The organism is uncultured Sphingomonas sp. (genome assembly GCF_934560975.1).
Taxonomy (GTDB): Bacteria; Pseudomonadota; Alphaproteobacteria; order Sphingomonadales; family Sphingomonadaceae; genus Sphingomonas_I.
Genome location: NZ_CAKTFO010000003.1, coordinates 194,951 through 212,968 on the forward strand (window position 1 = coordinate 194,951; position 18,018 = coordinate 212,968).

An 18,018-nucleotide genomic window follows, 5' to 3' on the forward strand; every position below is an offset into this window, starting at 1 on the left:
ACGCCGTGTTGCCGAGGCATCGTCCGGGCAATGGGATGCGCCGTGCGCATGGACCCGCCGTGGTGAAACCTAGTCGGGCGGCCTTGTCGCCGCCGCGATCAGTTCGCAGGCCCGTTGCGGCCCTCCCGTTCCCAGAACGCGGAAGCGCCGGCCCTTGAGCGCGTTGTAGTTGACGAAGAAGCGCCCGAGATGGTCGACGAAGCTGGACCCGAGATCGGCAATATCGTCGGCATCGCGATAATTGATCGACAGCGCGGTGCGGGCGATCAGCCGGTCGTTGCGGACGGTGCGACCCTCCTCGCTCTGCTCCGCCTCGATCACGCCGAGCAGCTTGACCTGCACCACGCAGCCGGGCGCGCTCGGCTCGTCGCCGATCACAAGGATGTCGAGCGGGTCGCCATCCTCCGCCAGGGTGCGCGGCACGAACCCGAAATCGAGCGGGAAGCTCATGCCGGCGGGCAGCAGCCCGGACAGCTCCAGCGCCCGCAACTCCGGCTCGTAAGTATATTTGGAACGGCTGCCCATCGGCGTTTCGACCACCACGCGGCAGATGCCGTCGTCCACGTTCAGGCGCGGGTCGATGCTGGTCAGGTCTGTCATGAACTCGCACTGGAAATGGCGTCGAGCGCGCCGAAGATATGGCCGCGCATGCCGGGATCGCGGGTCACCTCCAGCATCGCGCTGAGACTCGCCCGCGCCGCCGCCGGATCGTCGCGCTGCAATTCCAGACGTGCCTTCTCCCACCAGGGATGGCTGAAGGAAGGCGCGATCAGGGTCATGCGACGATACAGCGTCAGGGCTCGGTTGGTATTGCCGCCGAACTCCGCCCGCGTGGCCTGGTTCATCAGCAGGCGGACCAGCACCGCCCGGCTCGGCATCGCCGCGACATGCTCGGCCGTGGGCACGGTGCCGGGCCCGACGATGCGGCCCAGCAAGGCGGCCAGATCGCCCGCGTCCACGGGCCTGCCCCGCTCGAACGGGTCGATCAACACGAATTCGGCCGGTCCGTTGATCCGCACCAGTACATGGCCGGGCGTATTCAGCACGTCCGCGCTCCAACTCAGGCGCCGCGCCGCCGCCACGTAGAGGATTGCCAGGCTGACCGGCAGCCCGCGCCGCCGGTCAATCACCCGGATCAGGTCGGCATTGTCGGGATCGTCATAGGTCGACCGGTCGCCCGTGAAGCCGAACTCGCCGCCGACCACGTCCGCCAGCACGTCGGCCTGCTCGGACGCCGCGCCGGCCTGTCCGCCCTGGCGGACCAGCTGCTCGGTCAGCCGGGTGAGGAGGTCGGCATATTGGTCGAGTGCGACGCCCGGATGATCCAGCGCCGCAATCTCCAGGGCGGCGGTGTCGAGCATGATAGCCTCATCCTCCAGCAGCCCCAGGTACGCGATATCCTCGTCCATGATCCGAAAGACGTATCGCGTGCGGCGGAGTTCCGGAAAAAGGATGAAAGCCAGCCTAACATGGCTGCAATCTTTTTGTGCGTGATCAATTAATTAGGAGGGGTCACAGGGGCTCTTTACCGCTTGCCGCGGGCGCGTGGGCGGGCAACCAATCCAGGGAAATAACATGAACAAGACCCTTCGCCGGCCGGCTTCGCTCGCAATCGCAGCCGGTGCGGCATTCGCGGCGATGCCGGCTCTCGCCCAGGATGCCACGCCGGCCGAGAAGACCGGAGGATCGGTCACGGCGGCTACGGATGCGGCCCCCACTGCCGACACGCCCGAGGAGATCGTGATCGTCGGCTCGCGCGGCGAAGGGCGCACCCGCTTGCAGAGCGCGACCCCGGTGGATGTCATTTCCGGCAACGTGCTGCGTCAGCAGGGCACGACCGAACTGGCGCAGGCCTTGTCGGTGCAGGTCCCCTCGCTCGACTTTCCGCGTTCGGCCGCCGTCGATGCAACCGATGCGATCCGCCCCGCCGCATTGCGCGGGCTCAGCCCCGACCAGACCCTGGTGCTGATCAACGGCATACGCGGGCATAGCTCGGCCCTGCTCAACACCAACGGCTCGGTCGGACGCGGGTCGGCCGCCTTCGATCTCAACACCATCCCGCCCGTGGCGCTTGGCAGCGTCGAGGTGCTGCGCGACGGCGCGTCGGCGCAATATGGATCGGATGCGATTGCGGGGGTCATCAACCTGCGCCTGCGCGAAGCGGATCATGGCGGCGGCGCCACCGTCACCTATGGCCAGTATATCACGGAGGTGAATGCAGCCCGGACGAGCTATGATCGTCATGACGGCGGCACCGTCAATGCATCGGCCTGGCAAGGCTTCAAGCTGGGCGAGGACGGCTTCCTCACCGTGTCGGGCGAATATCTCGACCGCAACCGCACCAGCCGCGGCGATCTCGACCGGCGGGTGACGCCCAACCGGGTCACATCGCGCTTCGGCGATCCATCGGTGGAGCAATATAGCGGTTTCGCCAATTTCAGCCTGCCGCTGAACGATGTCTGGTCGCTCTACGGCTATGGCGGCTATCAGCATCGCGACAGCACGGGCAGCGCCTTTTTCCGCTTGCCCACCAACGCCAACAATGTGGCCGCGATCTATCCCGACGGCTTCGTGCCGCGCATCAACGTCAAGTCGAACGACATCAATTCGGCTTTGGGGCTGAAGGGCGAGGTCGCGGACTGGAACGTCGATCTCAACGTCGCCTATGGCCGCAACGGCCTGCGCTTCGCCACGCTGAACTCGATCAACTCGACCTTCGGCGCGGCGTCTCCGACCGACTTCTATGACGGACGGGTCAATTACGAGCAGCTCACGGCCGGCATCGACGTCAGCAAGAGGTTCGATTTCGCCGGCGGCGGTCTGACGGTCGCCTGGGGCGTGGAAGGGCGCCGCGAAGGGTTCGAGATCAAGCCGGGCCAAGTGGAATCCTATGCGCGCGGTCCGTTGGGCGGCAATGGCGCGCTCGGTTCGGGCGCACAGGGTTTCCAGGGCTTCTCCACCGCCAACGCGCTCGACCGGCACCGCCGCAACATCGGCGGCTATGTCGACCTGGAGGCGAAGTTCGACCGGCTGACCCTGGGACTGGCGGGCCGGGCGGAGGATTATTCCGACTTTGGCAGCCCCGCGACCGGCAAATTGTCCGGCCGCTACGATTTCACCGACAACTTCGCCCTGCGCGGCACGGTGTCCAACGGCTTCCGTGCGCCATCGCTCCAGCAATCCTATTACACCCTGACCCAGCCGCAGGTCACCAATGTCGGCGGGGTGGCGACCATCGTCGATACCGGCCTCTACCCCTCCACCAGCCCCGTCGCGACCGCGCTGGGCGGCAGGGCGCTGAAGGCGGAGAAGTCGTTCAACCTGTCGGGCGGCAGCGTGGTGCGGTTCGGGCGGTTCGACCTGTCGGTGGACGCCTATCGCATCCGCATTCGTGACCAGATCGGGCTGTCGGACAATCTCGGTACCGGCGTGAATGCGACGCCGGAGATCGCGCAACTGCTCGCCCCCTACAATGTCAGCGCCGCGCGCTTCTTCGTGAACGGGCTGCGCTCGACCACCAAGGGGATCGACGTGGTCGGCCATTACCGCCTGCCCACGGACCGGGTCGGCCTGTTCGACCTCACGGCGTCGGCCAATTTCAACAAGGTCGACATCACCCGCGTGCCCACCGGCACCGGCATCGTGACCGTGCCGGCCTTGTTCGGGCCGCAGCGTGTCGCCGCGTATGAGCATGGCACGCCCCGGGTGAAGGTGGTGGGCCAGGCCGACTGGTCGCTCGACCGGTTTGGAGCGACGTTGCGCGCGACCTATTACGGCAACGTCACCCAGCCTGCGACGACCGTGGCGGACTATGCCGATACGGGCCGCCACGTCATCGTGGATGCGGAAGCGCGGGTGAAGCTGGCCGAGCGGCTGAACGTCGCTCTTGGCGTCAACAATCTGTTCGACGTCTATCCCGACCGGGTGCTGGATACCAACGCCGCCAACTACAACAATGGCGGAACGGCCTTTCCCTATTATTCGCCGTTCGGGTTCAACGGGCGCTATCTCTACGCACGCGTCGGGGTGAACTGGTAAGCAAGCCGCCGCCGGAGATATTCGGACGGGGAAGGGCGGTGCCGGACGGTGAACGCGCCGCTTTCTGTCTTTGGCCGAGGAAGCGATGGGCTTCGTTCCGCGCGGCCGTGAAGCTTCGGATGGTTACGCCAAGCAGGTCTCATTGACGAAGTGCGAAGCGCGGATAAGGATCGGGCTCCAACCATCCGGAGCTTTGCCATGCGTCATGCCCTGCTTGCCCTTGCCCTTATCGCCGCGCCGGCGATCGCCCAGCCCGCGGGCAAGCCCGGCGCACCTGACGTGTCGCGCGTGCAGGCCGGCACCTACACGGTCGACCCCAACCACACGCAGGTGCTGTGGTCGGTCGACCATATGGGCTTTTCGGTGCTGCAGGGGGCCTTTGGTTCGCCCACCGGCACGCTGACGCTGGATCCGAAGAACCCGGCCGCCGCGAAATTGTCGCTGACCTTTCCGATGACTGCGATCACCACCACCAGCGCGATGTTCAAGGAGCATCTCTCCTCCGCCAACTGGTTCGACGTGGCCAAATATCCGGAGGCGACCTTTGTCTCGACCAAGGTGGCGGCGAGCGGCAGGGGTGCCCAGGTCACCGGCAACCTGACCATCAAGGGCGTAACCAGGCCAGTGACGTTGCAGGCCAAATTCTATGGCGCGGGCACCAATCCGATGAGCAAGGCGACGACGGTCGGCTTCTCCGCCACCGGCACGGTCAGGCGCAGCGACTTCGGCCTGGGCGCCGCCGTTCCCGTGGTCGACGATCAGGTGCAGCTGACCATCAACGGGGCCTTTGAAAAGCAAAGCTGAATTGCACCGGCAGCGGGCGCGACTGAAATGATCGCGCCCACTGCCGAACGTCTCGTGCAAGGATGCTGGCGCGCAGACCGCTTCCGTCGTTTAACGTAACCGTAACGATACCGACCAGCGCCTGTCATAGTGCTGCACTAGCGAACGCCCCGAAGCACGGCCGCGAAGACGGTCGTTCGTCAGGGAGACAGCAATATGCGCATCGTTTCGGTGCTGCGGGCCACCGCGGCAGCCATGGCCATTGTCGTGGGCCATCAGCAAGCCTCCGCCCAGGCGGCGGAACCCGCCGCGACATCCGACGCCGCCGCGCGCGAGGGCCAGGGCGAGGAGGTGCTGGTGACTGCGCGTCTCGGCACGACCACGCAGCGCAAGGTCGAGGCGAGCTATTCCATCACCACCCTGAACGATCAGGAATTGCGCCAGCGCGCGATCGGCAACCTGGCCGAAGCGATGCAGCAGATCCCGGGCGTGTGGGCGGACTCCTCCGCCGGCGTGACCGCCAACAATATCCGCGTGCGCGGCATTCCGCGCGGCGGCTATGAATCGCTCGCCGTGTATGAGGACGGGCTGCCGATCCAGCACGATCCGGGGATCAACTGGATCAATGTCGATCAATTCCTGCGCATCGACGAAAGCTATGCCAGCATCGAAGCGGTGCGCGGCGGGCCGTCGTCCATCTTCGCCGCCAACGCGCCGGGCGGCCTGATCAATTTCATCCCGCGCAAGGGCACGCCCGAACTGTCGGGCATCGTCAAGCTGACCACCGCCGATTATGGCCAGATCCGCGGCGACGTCTGGTTCGGCGGCCCCCTGGGCGACGGCTGGCGCTTCTCGGCGGGCGGCTTCTACAACAAGGATAAGGGTGTCCGCGATCCGGGGCCGACCGCCAACAATGGCGGGCAGGGCCGCGTCCTGATCTCCAAGGATTTCGCGCGCGGCAGCCTGTCCTTCGGCATCAAGTACATGGAAGACAACAACTTCTTCTTCGATGCGACGCCCCTGGTCCGCAGCGGCAACAAACTTCGCCCGCTGGAGCCGTTCAACGGTCATGACGACACGCTGACCGGGCGTGAGGACGGGCTGGTCCGGATCAAGACGCCGCGCGGGCAGCGCCGCGCCGACTTCAACCTCTTCAACCAGTCGAGCGACCTGCAACTGACCGCCAAGGGCAATATCGAGTTTGACGACGGCACGACGCTGAGCGGCGGCCTGCGCTATCGCGACAGCAACACCGACCGCAACGCCCGCGGCCTTAACAATCTCTCGACCCAGGCAGCTTATCTTTCGGGCGTTCGCACCAATGCGCTGCGGGCCTTTGCGGGGCAGGGCGCCACCGACGTCCGGCTGGTCTACGCGACCGATGGCAGCGCCTATCCGGCCGATGCGAACGGCAACGGCCTGGTCGGCGTCAACACCTTCCAGTCGATCCAGAACCCGATTTCGGAGACGATCGGGTTGGTCGAACTGGGTCATGTGTTCGACACGGGCATCGGCCGGCACGACGTGAAGCTGGGCGTATATGGCACCTCCGCCGACTGGGCGCATGACCGCAATGACGGCGTCGGCATCACGGAGGTGGCGCCAAATGCCCGCCTGCTCGACGTGGTGGCGGTCAATGCGGCGGGGCGCGTGGTCGGCCGGGTTACCGACAACGGCATCGCCCGCTATGAATCGCGCTTTGCCCATTCATTCGGCGGCTATGAGGACGTGGCGGCCCACATCTCCGACGAATGGCAGGTGACGTCGAAGCTGCGCCTGGACGGCGGCTTCCGCTACGAAAAGATCTGGCTGCACGGCTATTCCGAGGGCGTGCGCAGCCCTCCCTACAATCTGGGCGATCCGACCACGCTGGCGGACGACAATGTCCTGTTCGGATCAGGCGTCTACAACCGCTTCAAGCCGCCGTTCGACGATTATGCCTACACGTTCGGCGCCAATTGGCAATTCATGCCCGAAGCGGGGATCTTCGCCCGCTACACCAACACCTATCGCCTGCCGATGATCGGCCAGTATCGCGACAACGTGCTGCCCACCGGCATCCGCAGCCAGTCGATCGAGCAGGCCGAAGGCGGCGTGAAGTTCATGAAGGACTGGGGCAGCCTGTATGCCACTGTCTTCTACAACAGCTTCAAGGACGTGCAGTTCACCAATACCTATATCGATCCGCAGTCGCTGCTGATCGTGCAGGAGATCAATTACGGCGACGTGCGCACGGTCGGGCTGGAGCTGGAAGCGAATGTCCGCCCGACCAACTGGTTCGACGTGTCGGCGACGGCCACCTACCAGGATCCCAAGTTCAAGAACTATACCTACAACACGCAGGTGAACGGGGCCTTGGTCGCGGTGTCGTTCGACGACAATCGCCCGTCCTCCATGCCCAAGGTAATGACCAGCGTGCGCCCGCGCCTGACCCTGTTGCAGGGGCGCCTGCGCGTGCTGGGCGAATGGCGGTTCGAGGGGACCAAGTATAATGACGACGCCAATCTGGTGAAGCTACCCTCCTTCTCCGTATTCAACGCCAGCGCCGAATTCGACATCACGCCGGCGCTGACGGTGCAGGTCAAGGGCAGCAACCTGTCCAACAGCCTGGGCCTGGGCCAGGGCGGCGGGCAGCAGCAGGTGCCGGGTGCCGCTGATGGCGCGGTGGTCCTGGCGCGGCCGATCTTCGGCCGGGCGGTGCAGGGTTCGGTGCTGTTCCACTTCTGAGGCCCGCGACATGATCAAGCGACTGGTTCCGGCCACAGCGGCCATCCTCGCCGCAAGCAACGGGGTGGCGCGCGACGCCGCCCCGCCCTTGCGCCTCAACGACATTGCCGTGATCGGCACGCACAACAGCTACAAGCTGCCGATGCCGGCCGCGACCATGGCGAAGCTGCGCGCCGGGGCACCACAGATGGCGGACGCGCTGGACTATTCGCACCGCCCCTTGGCCGAGCAACTGGATGCCGGCGCGCGCCAATTGGAGATCGACGTCAATTATGATCCGCAAGGCGGCCATTATGCGGCGGATTCGGACGATCCCCGCCTCAAGCGGCCAGGCTTCAAGGTGCTGCACATCCCCGGCATCGACAATTCGTCCAGCTGCGTCCTGCTGCTGGATTGCCTCCGCACGATCCGCGCCTGGTCGGATGGGCATCCCGATCATGTTCCCATCCTCTTGATGTTCAACGCAAAGGATGAGCAGAATGCCGCGCGTGGGGGCATCGATGCCCTGCGCTATGACCAGGCGGCCTATGACGCGCTGGATGCGGAGATCCGATCGGTGATGGGGCCGGGCAAGCTGGTCACGCCCGACGATGTGCAGGGTAGGTATCCCACCCTGCGCGACGCGGTGCTGGCGAACAACTGGCCCACGCTGAAGGCGTCGCGCGGCAGGTTCCTGTTCGCGCTGGACGAGTCGCCGGAGAAAGTCGCGGTATATCGTGGCCGCCGCCGCTCGTTGGAAAAGCGGGTATTCTTCATCAACACTGACGAAGCCTCGCCCGCTGCCGCCTATCTGACGCTCAACGATCCGATCGTGGATGGCGCGCGCATCCGCCGCGACGTGGCGGCCGGCTATCTGGTGCGGACCCGCGCGGACGCGAATACGCGGGAGGCCCGGGCCAACGACACGCGCCCGCGCGACGCGGCGCTGGCAAGCGGGGCGCAGTACGTCTCCACCGACTATCTCTGGCCCGATCCGCGCCTGGAGGGCGGCTATCGCGTGCAACAGCCGGGCGGGATGGTGGCGCGCTGCAATCCGGTGCGCCGGCCGGCCGGATGCGGCGATCTGGAAAAGCGGCGATGAAGCGGGCGCTGCTCGCGCTTGCCTCCGTCGCCCTGCTTGCGGCGGATCGCGCGCCCGAGCCGTATCTGGATGCGCAGTCCGTGCCCGATCTGATGCGCGTGCTTCCGCCACCGCCGCGACCGGGTTCGCCCGCCGCCGAGGAGGATCGCCGGACCTTTCTGGACACGCGCAAGCTTTCGGGCACCACGCGCTGGGCGCTGGCGCAGCGTGACGTAACCGACGATCGCTTCGCCGTCTTCGCCTGCGCGCTCAACATGCGGATCGATGCGGACAGCGCGCCCGATCTCGCCCGCGTCTTCCAGCGCATGGGCGACGGCGGCATGGTGGGCCGCGCCAAGGACGGCTTCGCGGTCAAGCGCCCCTATCTGAGCCAGCAAGGGCCGATTTGCGAGCCAAAGACCGATCATCTCGCGCGGAATGGCGATTATCCGTCCGGTCACACCGCCAACGGCTGGTCCACCGCCCTGATACTGGCCGAGCTGATGCCGGATCGCGCAACGGAAATCTTGCGCCGGGGGCGGCAATATGGCGAGAGCCGCTTCATCTGCGGATCGCACAGCCGCAGCGCGGTGGAGGCGGGGTATCTTTCCGGCGCCGCCCTGGTGAGCGCGCTTCATGCCTCCAAGGCGTTCCGCGACGACATGGAGGATGCGGCCAGGGAGTTGCGCAAACTGCGCGGACGCGCGCCACTGCCGGACTCCTCGCGCTGCGGGCAGGAACGGGAATCCAGCAAGGGGTGAGCCCGCGCTGCCCGGCGAAAAGGGCAGGTGTCCAGCAAAAGGTTGGTCGCGGCGCGGCGCTGTGGTAGGGGCGCTGCCATAATCACATGGGCGCACACTGTGCTCCGGGCTTCCGGTGGCGCGGGCCTGTTTCCGGCAGATCCTTGCACAGTCTGCGTAACCACCTACCTCCAAGAGTATCATGCAGTTTCCAGACATTCCGGCGCTTCTGTCCGAGGCGCTCGCCGCACGTGGCTATTCCTCCCTTACGCCGGTCCAGGCGGCCGTGCTGGAAGAAGGGGCGGTCGGTCGCGATCTCGTCGTGTCGGCCCAGACGGGGTCGGGCAAGACCGTCGCCTTCGGCCTTGCCATGGCCGACCAGTTGCTGACGCCGGACCTGCCCGCGCCGCAGCTGCCACTCGCTTTGGTGATTGCGCCGACGCGCGAACTGGCGCTGCAGGTCAGCCGGGAACTGATGTGGCTGTACGGCAAGGCGGGAGCGCGCATCGCCACCTGCGTCGGCGGCATGGACGCGGGGCGTGAGCGTCGCAACCTCAGCCACGGCACCCATATCGTGGTCGGCACGCCCGGCCGCCTGCGCGACCATCTGGAGCGGGGTGCACTGGACCTGTCGGCCGTGCGCGTCGCCGTGCTGGACGAGGCGGACGAGATGCTCGACATGGGTTTCCGCGAGGATCTCGAGGAGATCTTGGATGCCACCTCGGCGGAGCGGCGGACCCTGCTGTTCTCGGCCACTATGCCCGCCCCGATCGTGGCGCTGGCGCGGCGCTACCAACGCGATGCGCTGCGCATCACCACCATCAGCGACAATCGCGGCCATGGCGACATCGCCTATCAGGCCGTCTCCGTCTCGCCGTCCGATATCGAACATGCGGTCATCAACCTGCTGCGCCTGCACGAAGCGGATACGGCGATCCTGTTCTGCGCCACCCGCGACAATGTGCGCCACCTCCATGCCAGCCTGCTGGAGCGCGGCTTCGCGGCCGTGGCCCTGTCCGGCGAGCATAGCCAGAACGAGCGCAACGCCGCCCTTCAGGCGCTGCGTGACCGGCGCGCGCGAGTCTGCGTTGCGACCGACGTCGCGGCGCGCGGCATCGACCTGCCGTCGCTGAGCCTGGTGATACACGTCGAGCTGCCGCGCGATGCGGAGACGTTGCAGCACCGCTCCGGCCGCACCGGTCGGGCGGGCAAGAAGGGCACGGCCGTGCTGATCGTGCCCTATCCGCGCCGTCGCCGGGTGGAAGGGATGCTGCGCGGCGCCAAGATCAACGTCGAGTGGATCGATCCGCCCACGCCCGAGGAGGTGAAGGCCAAGGATCGCGACCGGCTGATGGCGACCCTGCTGGAACCGATCGAGACGGACGGGGACGATCTGGCGATCGGCACGCGCCTGCTGGAGAGCAAGAGCCCGCAGGAGATTGCGGCGGCCCTAGTGCGGGCGCATCGCGCGTCCATGCCCGAGCCGGAGGAATTGCTGGGCGCCTCGCCGGATGCACGCCGCGCGGCTCAGCAGCAGGAGAAGCACCGTCCTGGCTTCGAGGATGTGGTGTGGTTCCGCATGGACATCGGCCGTCGCCACAATGCCGATCCGCGCTGGCTGCTGCCCCTGCTGTGCCGTCGCGGGCACATTACAAAGAATGCGATCGGCGCGATCCGCATCTCGGCGAATGAAACCCATTTCCAGGTTCCAGCCGCGATCGCCGCGCAGTTTGCCGCCACCGTCAAGCGTACCGCCAATGCTGATGGCGAGGACGAAAGCGGCATCCGCATCGAACAGACCCAGGACGGCCCGCGCCCCGCCGGTCCGGCCCGCAGGGCACCCGACGGGGAACGCTCACGCCCGGCCGCCCCGCGCTACAAGGCTAAGCCGTTCCGGAAGTGACCCGAACCCGGGCGGCGGAGCGATCCGCCGCCTTCCTTTGTTCAATCTGGTGAACCTGCCCGGCAGCGTCGACGCTGTGTCCGCGTCAAAGACCGGGCGGTACTTGGCAAGCGCACGTGTGCGTCAGGAATCCCCGGGATTCTTGCTCCCATGAGAACGATGCTCCCGCGAAGCCGGGAGCCCAGAAGTGTCGGGCAACGCCCTTGCGGCTCCTGGACTCCCGCCTTCGCGGGAGCATGAAATGTTTTCGCCTCGGCAACGATCGGCCCGGTATCCTCAACGGGCCTGTCGGTCAGCAAGCGGGATCGCCGTAGAGCAGGCCTCGCCCGTCTGTCCCGATATACACCCGGCCATAACGCCGCGGGTCGCCGGAAATAACGCGGAAGCGCATGCCCCATTGGTGCTGGTCGTCGTTGATCCGCTGCCAGACAGTGCCGCCGTCGACCGAGCGCCAGATGGCGTTCGACCCACCGGCTTGGCCGATTGCGTAGACGGCCGGCCACTTTGCGCCCGGCGCGGCGTGGCCGAGTCCATAATAGTTTGCCTTCAGGCCTTGGCTCGTCCGGGTCCAGCTCTCACCCGCATCGGTGGAGCGGTAGAGGTCGCCGCCGACGTTCAGCCACAACGCACCGGCCCGCCCTGGCGTGGCGAGCAGCGGGTTCTGCGCCTCGCGCCAGGTCACGCGGGCGGGGCCAAGGTCGGCGGGCAGGCCGCGCCCGGCGACGGGGTGGAAGTGCAAACCGCCATCTTCGCTTCGCACCAAATGCCCGCCATCGAAGTCGATGGCGTAGAAGCGGCGCGGATCGGCCTTGTCGGCCGCGACCCGCACGCGCGGCGGCAACCCCGCCACTGCCTGCCAAGTCCGTCCGCGATCCCGCGTCAGCACCGGGCGGTCCGTCTCCACCAGAAAGGTCGTCCCGTCGGCCGAGACGGTGACGGCGGCGTCACCGGTCTGTTCCGGCGTCGGGCTGCCATCCGCATGGGGCGGGGAGGGCGGAACGCGCAACGGCGTCCAGCTTTCCGCGCCATCGGCCGACCAGGCGAGCGACGTGTCCGGCACCACCTTTGTATGGCGGCTGCCGCTCCGCACCATCACCGCCGGCTTCAGGCCCGCATAATCCAGCGTGTTGGTGTTGGTGAGGTAGGGATTGAGGTGAACATGCGGCGGCGAGACGGCAAGATCGTCGTGGCGGAAGCCGGCAATGTCGCCGAAACCGGACACCAGCGGCGCGCCGCCGGTCGGGCTGGTCAGGGTGATGATGGCGGTCTGTTCGATTCCCCTGGTCCAAGGCACCCACCGCATCGTGCCGGGCTTCAGCAGCGCGTCGGTCGCGTACATTGTGGCACCGGTGACGTAGGCGGCGTGATTGGCATCGAACGGATCGATCGCCAGCCCCGCAATCCAGTGGCCGAAATCGGCCTTGTCATCCAAGTCGAGGAAGGGTGAGGCGGAGACGTCGCGCACGCTATGCGCCCACAATTCGTCCCAGGTGCGACCGCCATCGACCGACCGCCACACCGTGTCGATGGGCTTGTAGCGGTTGACGGTACTGACCGCGATCACCTGCGGATTCTGCGCCGACACGGCGACGCCCATATAGCCGCCGGGCAGCGTGTCCGGTCCCTTTAGCGGCGTCACGTCGGTCCAGCGCCCGCTGCTTGTGTCGAGCCGCCACACCGCCCCGCGCTTGATGCCGTTCGGGCCGATCGCGTCGGAATAGGTGATGGTGAGTACGCCGTCCGTGCCGATCACGCCCTTGACCGGCAGCAGGTCGGGCGCTGCCCCGCCGGCTACCGCCGTCCAGCTCCGTCCGCCATCGTCGGATCGGAACAGGTGCCGGTCGCCCGGATCGGCACTCGCCACGAAGATGCGGCCGGACACCTTGGGATCGAAGATCACGAACGACAGGCCGCCATGCGTCTGACGCGGCTGGGTCGGCCGGCCGAGCCCCGTGAGCGGGAAGCCGGCGACCTTGGCCCAATGCGCCCCCGCATCGTCGCTGCGCCACAGCCCGTCATGGCGCGATCCGAACATCAGGGTGTCGTGGCGATGGGGATCGATTGCCAGGCGCTCGCCCATGCCACGCCCGTCCTCGTTCCCGCCCATCGCAAACGGCACCGGCACCTTTTGCCAGTGCGCGCCGCGATCGGCCGAGCGGAAGATTGCCGCCGGGCCGCGCGCCGACATGCCCGCCGCCAGGTAGACGATGTCGGCGTTCACGGGATCGGGCGCGATGCTCTCGACGCCCATGTAGCTCGCTTCCGCCTCGCCATCCTGAAGGGGGAGCCAGGTCCTGGACGCCGCATCCCAGCGATAGGCGCCGCCCATGTCCGTGCGCAGATAGGCCAGCCCGCGTTCCACCGGGCTGAACACGATGCCCGGCGCAAAGCCGCCGCCGCCCAAGGCGACATTCTTCCACACATAGGGCACGGCCGTTCCCACCGGACCCGCCGCCTGCGCCGTTGCCTGCAAAGCCGCGAGGCCCAGCAAACCCAGGCTCACGCCCTTGTGACGAAGAGCTGCCATGATATGTCGCGTCTCGCTCACTGGATGCCCTTTGCGGCCGATCCCGCGCGCGGCCCTGACCCGCCATTGTCGTAGCGGAGGGAAACGCTGGCCGGGCGTAGTCCGGCCGCGGTTGCGGTCAGGCCGGCGGTCGGATGCGCCTGGTCGAGCTTGACGATGATCTGGGCATGGCCGTTGAACAACTGTCGATGCCATGCGCCGGCCGGGGTGACGGTTTGCAGGTAAGCGACATTCTTGCCGCCGATCCCCTCATCCTCCAGCACGCCGAGCGCCGCTTGCGCCTGGCCCGGCACCACGATCACCAAGTCGATCGCGCCACCGGCATTGGCGTCCAGCGGCAGCGCCCAGCCCCTGCCGTCGCGCGTGGCCCGCGCGGTCATGTCCGCACCGTTGACCAGCACGTGCTGCCCGTCCGCAAGCTGCGGCAGAAACAGGGTGCGGCGTCCCGCAACCGCGTTACCGGAAGGCGCGAGTCGGCCACGCAGGGCAAAGGCCTCGGGCGTCTTGGGGCCGGTGCCCGGCGCATACCAGCGGAAGGGATCGCGCCAGCTAAGCGTCGTCGGATCGGGCAGCGTGGTCGCCCCGGCGGAAAGGTCGGCAATCTGCCAGTGATCGAAGCCCTGCACCTGATAGCCGTCGACGAAGCGATCCGCCTCGTGGCTGCCGGGATCGCCATTGCCGACGCCCAGTATCTCCGCCCCGCGCACGGTGAAGCGCACGTCGTCGGCGGCGACGGGTACGATCCGGCCGCTCCCATCGCGCGCGGTCACGTCGATTACCGCGACATTGCCCTTGGCGGTCGGCGTATCCGGACGATCGACGGAGAGCGACAGGGTGCGCGCCGGACCGGTGGTGACCACCTGATCGCTGGCAACGCGCTTGCCAGCCCGATAGCCGATCGCCACCAGCTTACCGGGCGCATACGGCACCTGCCACTCGGCATGGCCCTGCGCCGGGATGCGCCGGCGGCCGAGGCTGCGCCCGTTGAGCGTCAGTTCCGCTTCGTCGGCATTGGCGTAGACCCAGATCGGGATCGGCTGCCCCTCGCGCCCCGGCCAGTTCCAATGGCCGACAATGTGCGCCATCGGCGCGCTTGTCCACTGGCTCTTCAGAAACCACGCGCTGTCCTTGAACAGGCCGGTCGTATCGAGCATCCCGAATTGCGAGCTGATCGCCGGCCAGCCGAACGGCGTGGTTTCGCCGCGATAGTCGAAGCCGGTCCATACGAACATGCCCGCCATCCACGGCCGCTCCATCACCGCGCGCCAGCCCTGTTCGATGCTGCTCGATCCGGTCGGGCGCTGCGGCTTGTCATAGGCCGCCAGGTGGACGTTGCCGCGATCGTCGAAATAGACGCCGCGCGTGGCGAAGGTCGACCCTTCCTCCGTCATCGCGATCGGCGTGCGCGGATAGTCGCGGTGGTAGACATCCACGTCATGCTGCGACCGATAGTTGAACCCGGCCACTTCGGTGGTGGTGGAAATGCCGCGTCCGTCGTTGCCCGCGGTGGCGGCGGTGGTGGGACGGGTCTGGTCCAACTCGTGCACCCGTTCCTGCATCAGAGTGGTGAGCCGCGCGCCAATTTCCTTCCCCTCGATCCCCCATTCCTCATTGCCGACCGACCACAGGATCACGGACGGATGGTTGCGGTCGCGCAGGATCAGGCGGTCGAGCTGGTCGCGGATTTCGGGCGTGGTCCCCATCATCCGATGCTCGTCGATCACCAGCATGCCCAGCCGATCGGCCGCGTCCAGCATCTCCGGCGTGGGCGGGTTGTGCGAGGCGCGGTAGGCGTTGGCGCCCATCGCCTTTAGCCGTTCCAGGCGGTAGACCTGCATCTCGTCGGGCAGGGCGGCGCCGATGCCGGCATGGTCCTGGTGGTTGTTGGTGCCCTGCAGCTTGATGTTGCGGCCATTGAGCCAGAAGCCGGTATCGGCATCCCACCGGATCGAGCGGACGCCGAAATCGGTAACGTACCGGTCGCGCACCTGTCCGCCTTCGCGCACGGTGGTGACCAGCTGGTGCAGGCGCGGCTGCTCCAGCGACCACAAGGCCGCATTCTTGAGGTCGACGGTGGCGGCCACCTCCGCCGATCCATGCGACGCGACCGTCCGCTGCTCGGTCGAGACCAGGGCCAGGCGCCTGCCGTCGGGCGACAGGATTTCCTGGTCTACGGTGAAGGTCCGTTCCGTGCGATCGTCATTGGCGATGGTCGCACGCGCGGTGACCCTTGCGTCCGCCCCGGTCAGTTCGGACGTCACGAACGTGCCCCAATGGGCGACGTGCAGGGGATCGGTCTTGGTCAGCCAGACGTGGCGGTAGATGCCGGCGCCTTCGTAGAACCAGCCTTCAAAGGTGGATGTGTCGGCACGCACCACCAGCGTGTTGGGGCCACCATAGTTGATGTAATCGGTCAGGTCGTAGCGGACGCCCGAATAGCCGCTATGCTCCTGGCCGATATAATGGCCGTTGAACCAGACGGCGGCGTCGCGGAACACACCATCGAACTCGACGGCGACGCGGCGGCCACGATCACTTTCCGGAATAGACAGGGTCTTGCGATACCAGCCGATATTATGCTCCGGAAAACCGGGGCCGATCGCGCGCGAGCCGTGATTGGTCTCGGCCTTGGCGTCGAACGGCACCTCCACGCCCCAGTCGTGCGGCACGTCCACCTTGCGCCAGGCGCGATCGTCGAACTTCGGGCTGGCGGGGCCATCGCCATAGCCGGCCTTAGCGAAGAAGAAGGCCGCGGTGCCATAGCCGAAGTCGCGCGCGGGATCGTGGGCGTGGCCCAGCGCGAACCGCCAGTCGGCGTCGATATCGGTGCGCTCACGAGAAGCGGACGCTGTGGCTGGCGCGGATGCCGTCTGCGCCGCTGCGATCACCGGCGCGGAAGCGAGCGCAACGGCCGAGATGCCGGCGGAAAGGGCCAAACGAATATGCATCACGGCTGCAACCTCACCATTACGACACCATGTGGAGGAACTTCGGCGGAGAAGCGGCCGGAGTTGCGGCCGAGATCCTTGTGCGCCCATAGGTCGCGCGTCCGCAGCTTCAGCGTGGCGGGCAGGCCGAGCGCAATCCAATCGGCGCTGATCGTCTTTGCTGCCTCGTCCCGGTTCCACAACAGCACTGCGCGGCCACCATCGGCAAGCGGCTTGCTCCACACTTCCTGCTTGCCGTCGCGCCACACGCGATGGCCCTGCTGGCCCATCCTGTCCTGATCGACCGCGATCACCTCGCGATTGAGCAGGATGTCGCGGGTCTGCTGTGTCATGGTGGAGATGTCGTTGCCGGCGATCAGCGGCGCGGCCATCATCGCCCACAGGGAGAAATGCGCGCGATATTCCGTATCGCTCAGCCCGCCATTGCCAACCTCCAGCATGTCGGGATCGTTCCAGTGGCCGGGGCCGGCATAGGGCCATAGCGGCTCGTTCATGTCCGCGATCGAGGCCACGCCCCAGCTGTAATTATATTTGCCCTGCCACTTGTCGGTAATGTCGCCGGTGGTGCGCCACATGTTGCCGATCTTGGATGCCCACAGCCACGGCTTGGAATTGCCCCATTCACACATCGAAAACAGGATCGGCCGGCCGCTCGCCTTCAGCGCGTCCGCCATCAGCGCATAGGCCTCTTCGGCATTGCGCGTGCCGGTGGAGCACCAGTCGTACTTGAGATAGTCGACGCCCCAGCGCGCATATTGCACGGCATCCTGGTATTCGTGACCCTGGCTGCCGGGACGACCGCCGCAGGTCTTGCTGCCCGCATCGGAATAGATGCCGAATTGCAGCCCCTTGGCATGGACGTAATCCGACAAAGCCTTGAGGCCGGAAGGGAAGCGCGTGCGGTCTTCGGTGATGAAGCCGTTGGCGTCGCGCGTGCCATGCCAGCAATCGTCGATTACGATGTAATTATAACCTGCCTCCTTCATGCCGTTGCCGGCAATCGCGTCGGCGGTCGCGCGAATGGTCTCTTCATCGACCTTGCAGGCAAACTTGTTCCAGCTGTTCCAGCCCATCGGCGGGGTCTGGGCCAGCCCATTGGCCTTGCGCTTGGGATCCTGGCTCGCGGGCAGGGTGTTGGGATCGGGATCCAGCACCTCCTGCGCATAAGCGGGGGAGGCGGCGTGGAGAAGGAGGGCGAGCGCCCCCGCAGCCTGCATGCCGGAAAGCCGTCGCAACACCATCGATCTCCCTCTTGTCTGGCCCCGTACGTCCCGCAAAACCGCGGGCAGAGG

At 66.7% G+C, this 18,018-nt stretch carries 11 protein-coding genes; 6 read left to right on the plus strand and 5 right to left on the minus strand.

What is annotated here, in order from left to right; all coding sequences use genetic code 11:
* Positions 1–69: 69 nt before the first annotated feature.
* Together Q0D93_RS04035 and Q0D93_RS04040 are read right to left on the minus strand one after the other, a co-directional pair.
* Entirely contained in the window at positions 70–600 is a 531-nt protein-coding gene (locus Q0D93_RS04035) for an inorganic diphosphatase (RefSeq protein WP_294391660.1), read from the minus strand.
* A complete protein-coding gene (locus Q0D93_RS04040) occupies positions 597–1,409 on the minus strand; it encodes a transglutaminase-like domain-containing protein (protein ID WP_294391661.1) in 813 nt (270 codons plus the stop codon). Before Q0D93_RS04040 ends, Q0D93_RS04035 begins: the two co-directional genes overlap by 4 nt.
* Positions 1,410–1,575: 166 nt before the next feature.
* Here Q0D93_RS04040 and Q0D93_RS04045 point away from each other — a divergent pair, with 166 nt between their 5' ends.
* The 6 genes from Q0D93_RS04045 to Q0D93_RS04070 all read left to right on the plus strand — a co-directional run bounded on the left by Q0D93_RS04045 (position 1,576) and on the right by Q0D93_RS04070 (position 11,251).
* Positions 1,576–4,038, plus strand: coding sequence for a TonB-dependent receptor (locus tag Q0D93_RS04045; RefSeq protein ID WP_294391662.1), 2,463 nt, complete (start codon positions 1,576–1,578; stop codon positions 4,036–4,038).
* Positions 4,039–4,236: 198 nt separating this feature from the next.
* Entirely contained in the window at positions 4,237–4,842 is a 606-nt protein-coding gene (locus Q0D93_RS04050; RefSeq protein ID WP_294391663.1) for a YceI family protein, read from the plus strand.
* A 195-nt stretch (positions 4,843–5,037) separates the two neighbouring features.
* Positions 5,038–7,548 (plus strand): TonB-dependent receptor, encoded by a 2,511-nt coding sequence (locus tag Q0D93_RS04055; RefSeq protein ID WP_294391664.1) that lies wholly within the window; start codon positions 5,038–5,040, stop codon positions 7,546–7,548.
* A gap of 10 nt (positions 7,549–7,558) precedes the next feature.
* Positions 7,559–8,629 carry a phosphatidylinositol-specific phospholipase C1-like protein gene (locus tag Q0D93_RS04060; protein WP_294391665.1) on the plus strand — a complete coding sequence of 357 codons (1,071 nt, stop codon included), beginning with the start codon at positions 7,559–7,561 and terminating at the stop codon, positions 8,627–8,629.
* Complete coding sequence (locus tag Q0D93_RS04065; protein WP_294391666.1) at positions 8,626–9,369, plus strand: phosphatase PAP2 family protein; 744 nt, start codon at positions 8,626–8,628, stop codon at positions 9,367–9,369. Before Q0D93_RS04060 ends, Q0D93_RS04065 begins: the two co-directional genes overlap by 4 nt.
* A 181-nt stretch (positions 9,370–9,550) precedes the next feature.
* Positions 9,551–11,251 (plus strand): DEAD/DEAH box helicase, encoded by a 1,701-nt coding sequence (locus tag Q0D93_RS04070; protein ID WP_294391667.1) that lies wholly within the window; start codon positions 9,551–9,553, stop codon positions 11,249–11,251.
* A gap of 292 nt (positions 11,252–11,543) precedes the next feature.
* On the opposite strand, the gene Q0D93_RS04075 is transcribed toward Q0D93_RS04070, so the two are convergent.
* The 3 genes from Q0D93_RS04075 to Q0D93_RS04085 are packed head-to-tail and all read right to left on the minus strand — an operon-like array spanning position 11,544 to position 17,967.
* Positions 11,544–13,778 (minus strand): hypothetical protein, encoded by a 2,235-nt coding sequence (locus Q0D93_RS04075; protein ID WP_294391668.1) that lies wholly within the window; start codon positions 13,776–13,778, stop codon positions 11,544–11,546.
* 17 nt (positions 13,779–13,795) lie between these two features.
* The gene (gene galA, locus Q0D93_RS04080; protein ID WP_294391695.1) at positions 13,796–16,726 is read right to left on the minus strand and encodes a beta-galactosidase GalA; all 2,931 of its coding nucleotides are present in this window, start codon (positions 16,724–16,726) and stop codon (positions 13,796–13,798) included.
* Positions 16,726–17,967: a glycoside hydrolase family 27 protein gene (locus Q0D93_RS04085; RefSeq protein ID WP_294391669.1), complete on the minus strand. Its 1,242-nt coding sequence runs from the start codon at positions 17,965–17,967 to the stop codon at positions 16,726–16,728. The genes galA and Q0D93_RS04085 overlap by 1 nt, the downstream gene beginning before the upstream one ends.
* Between the last annotated feature and the right edge of the window lie 51 nt (positions 17,968–18,018).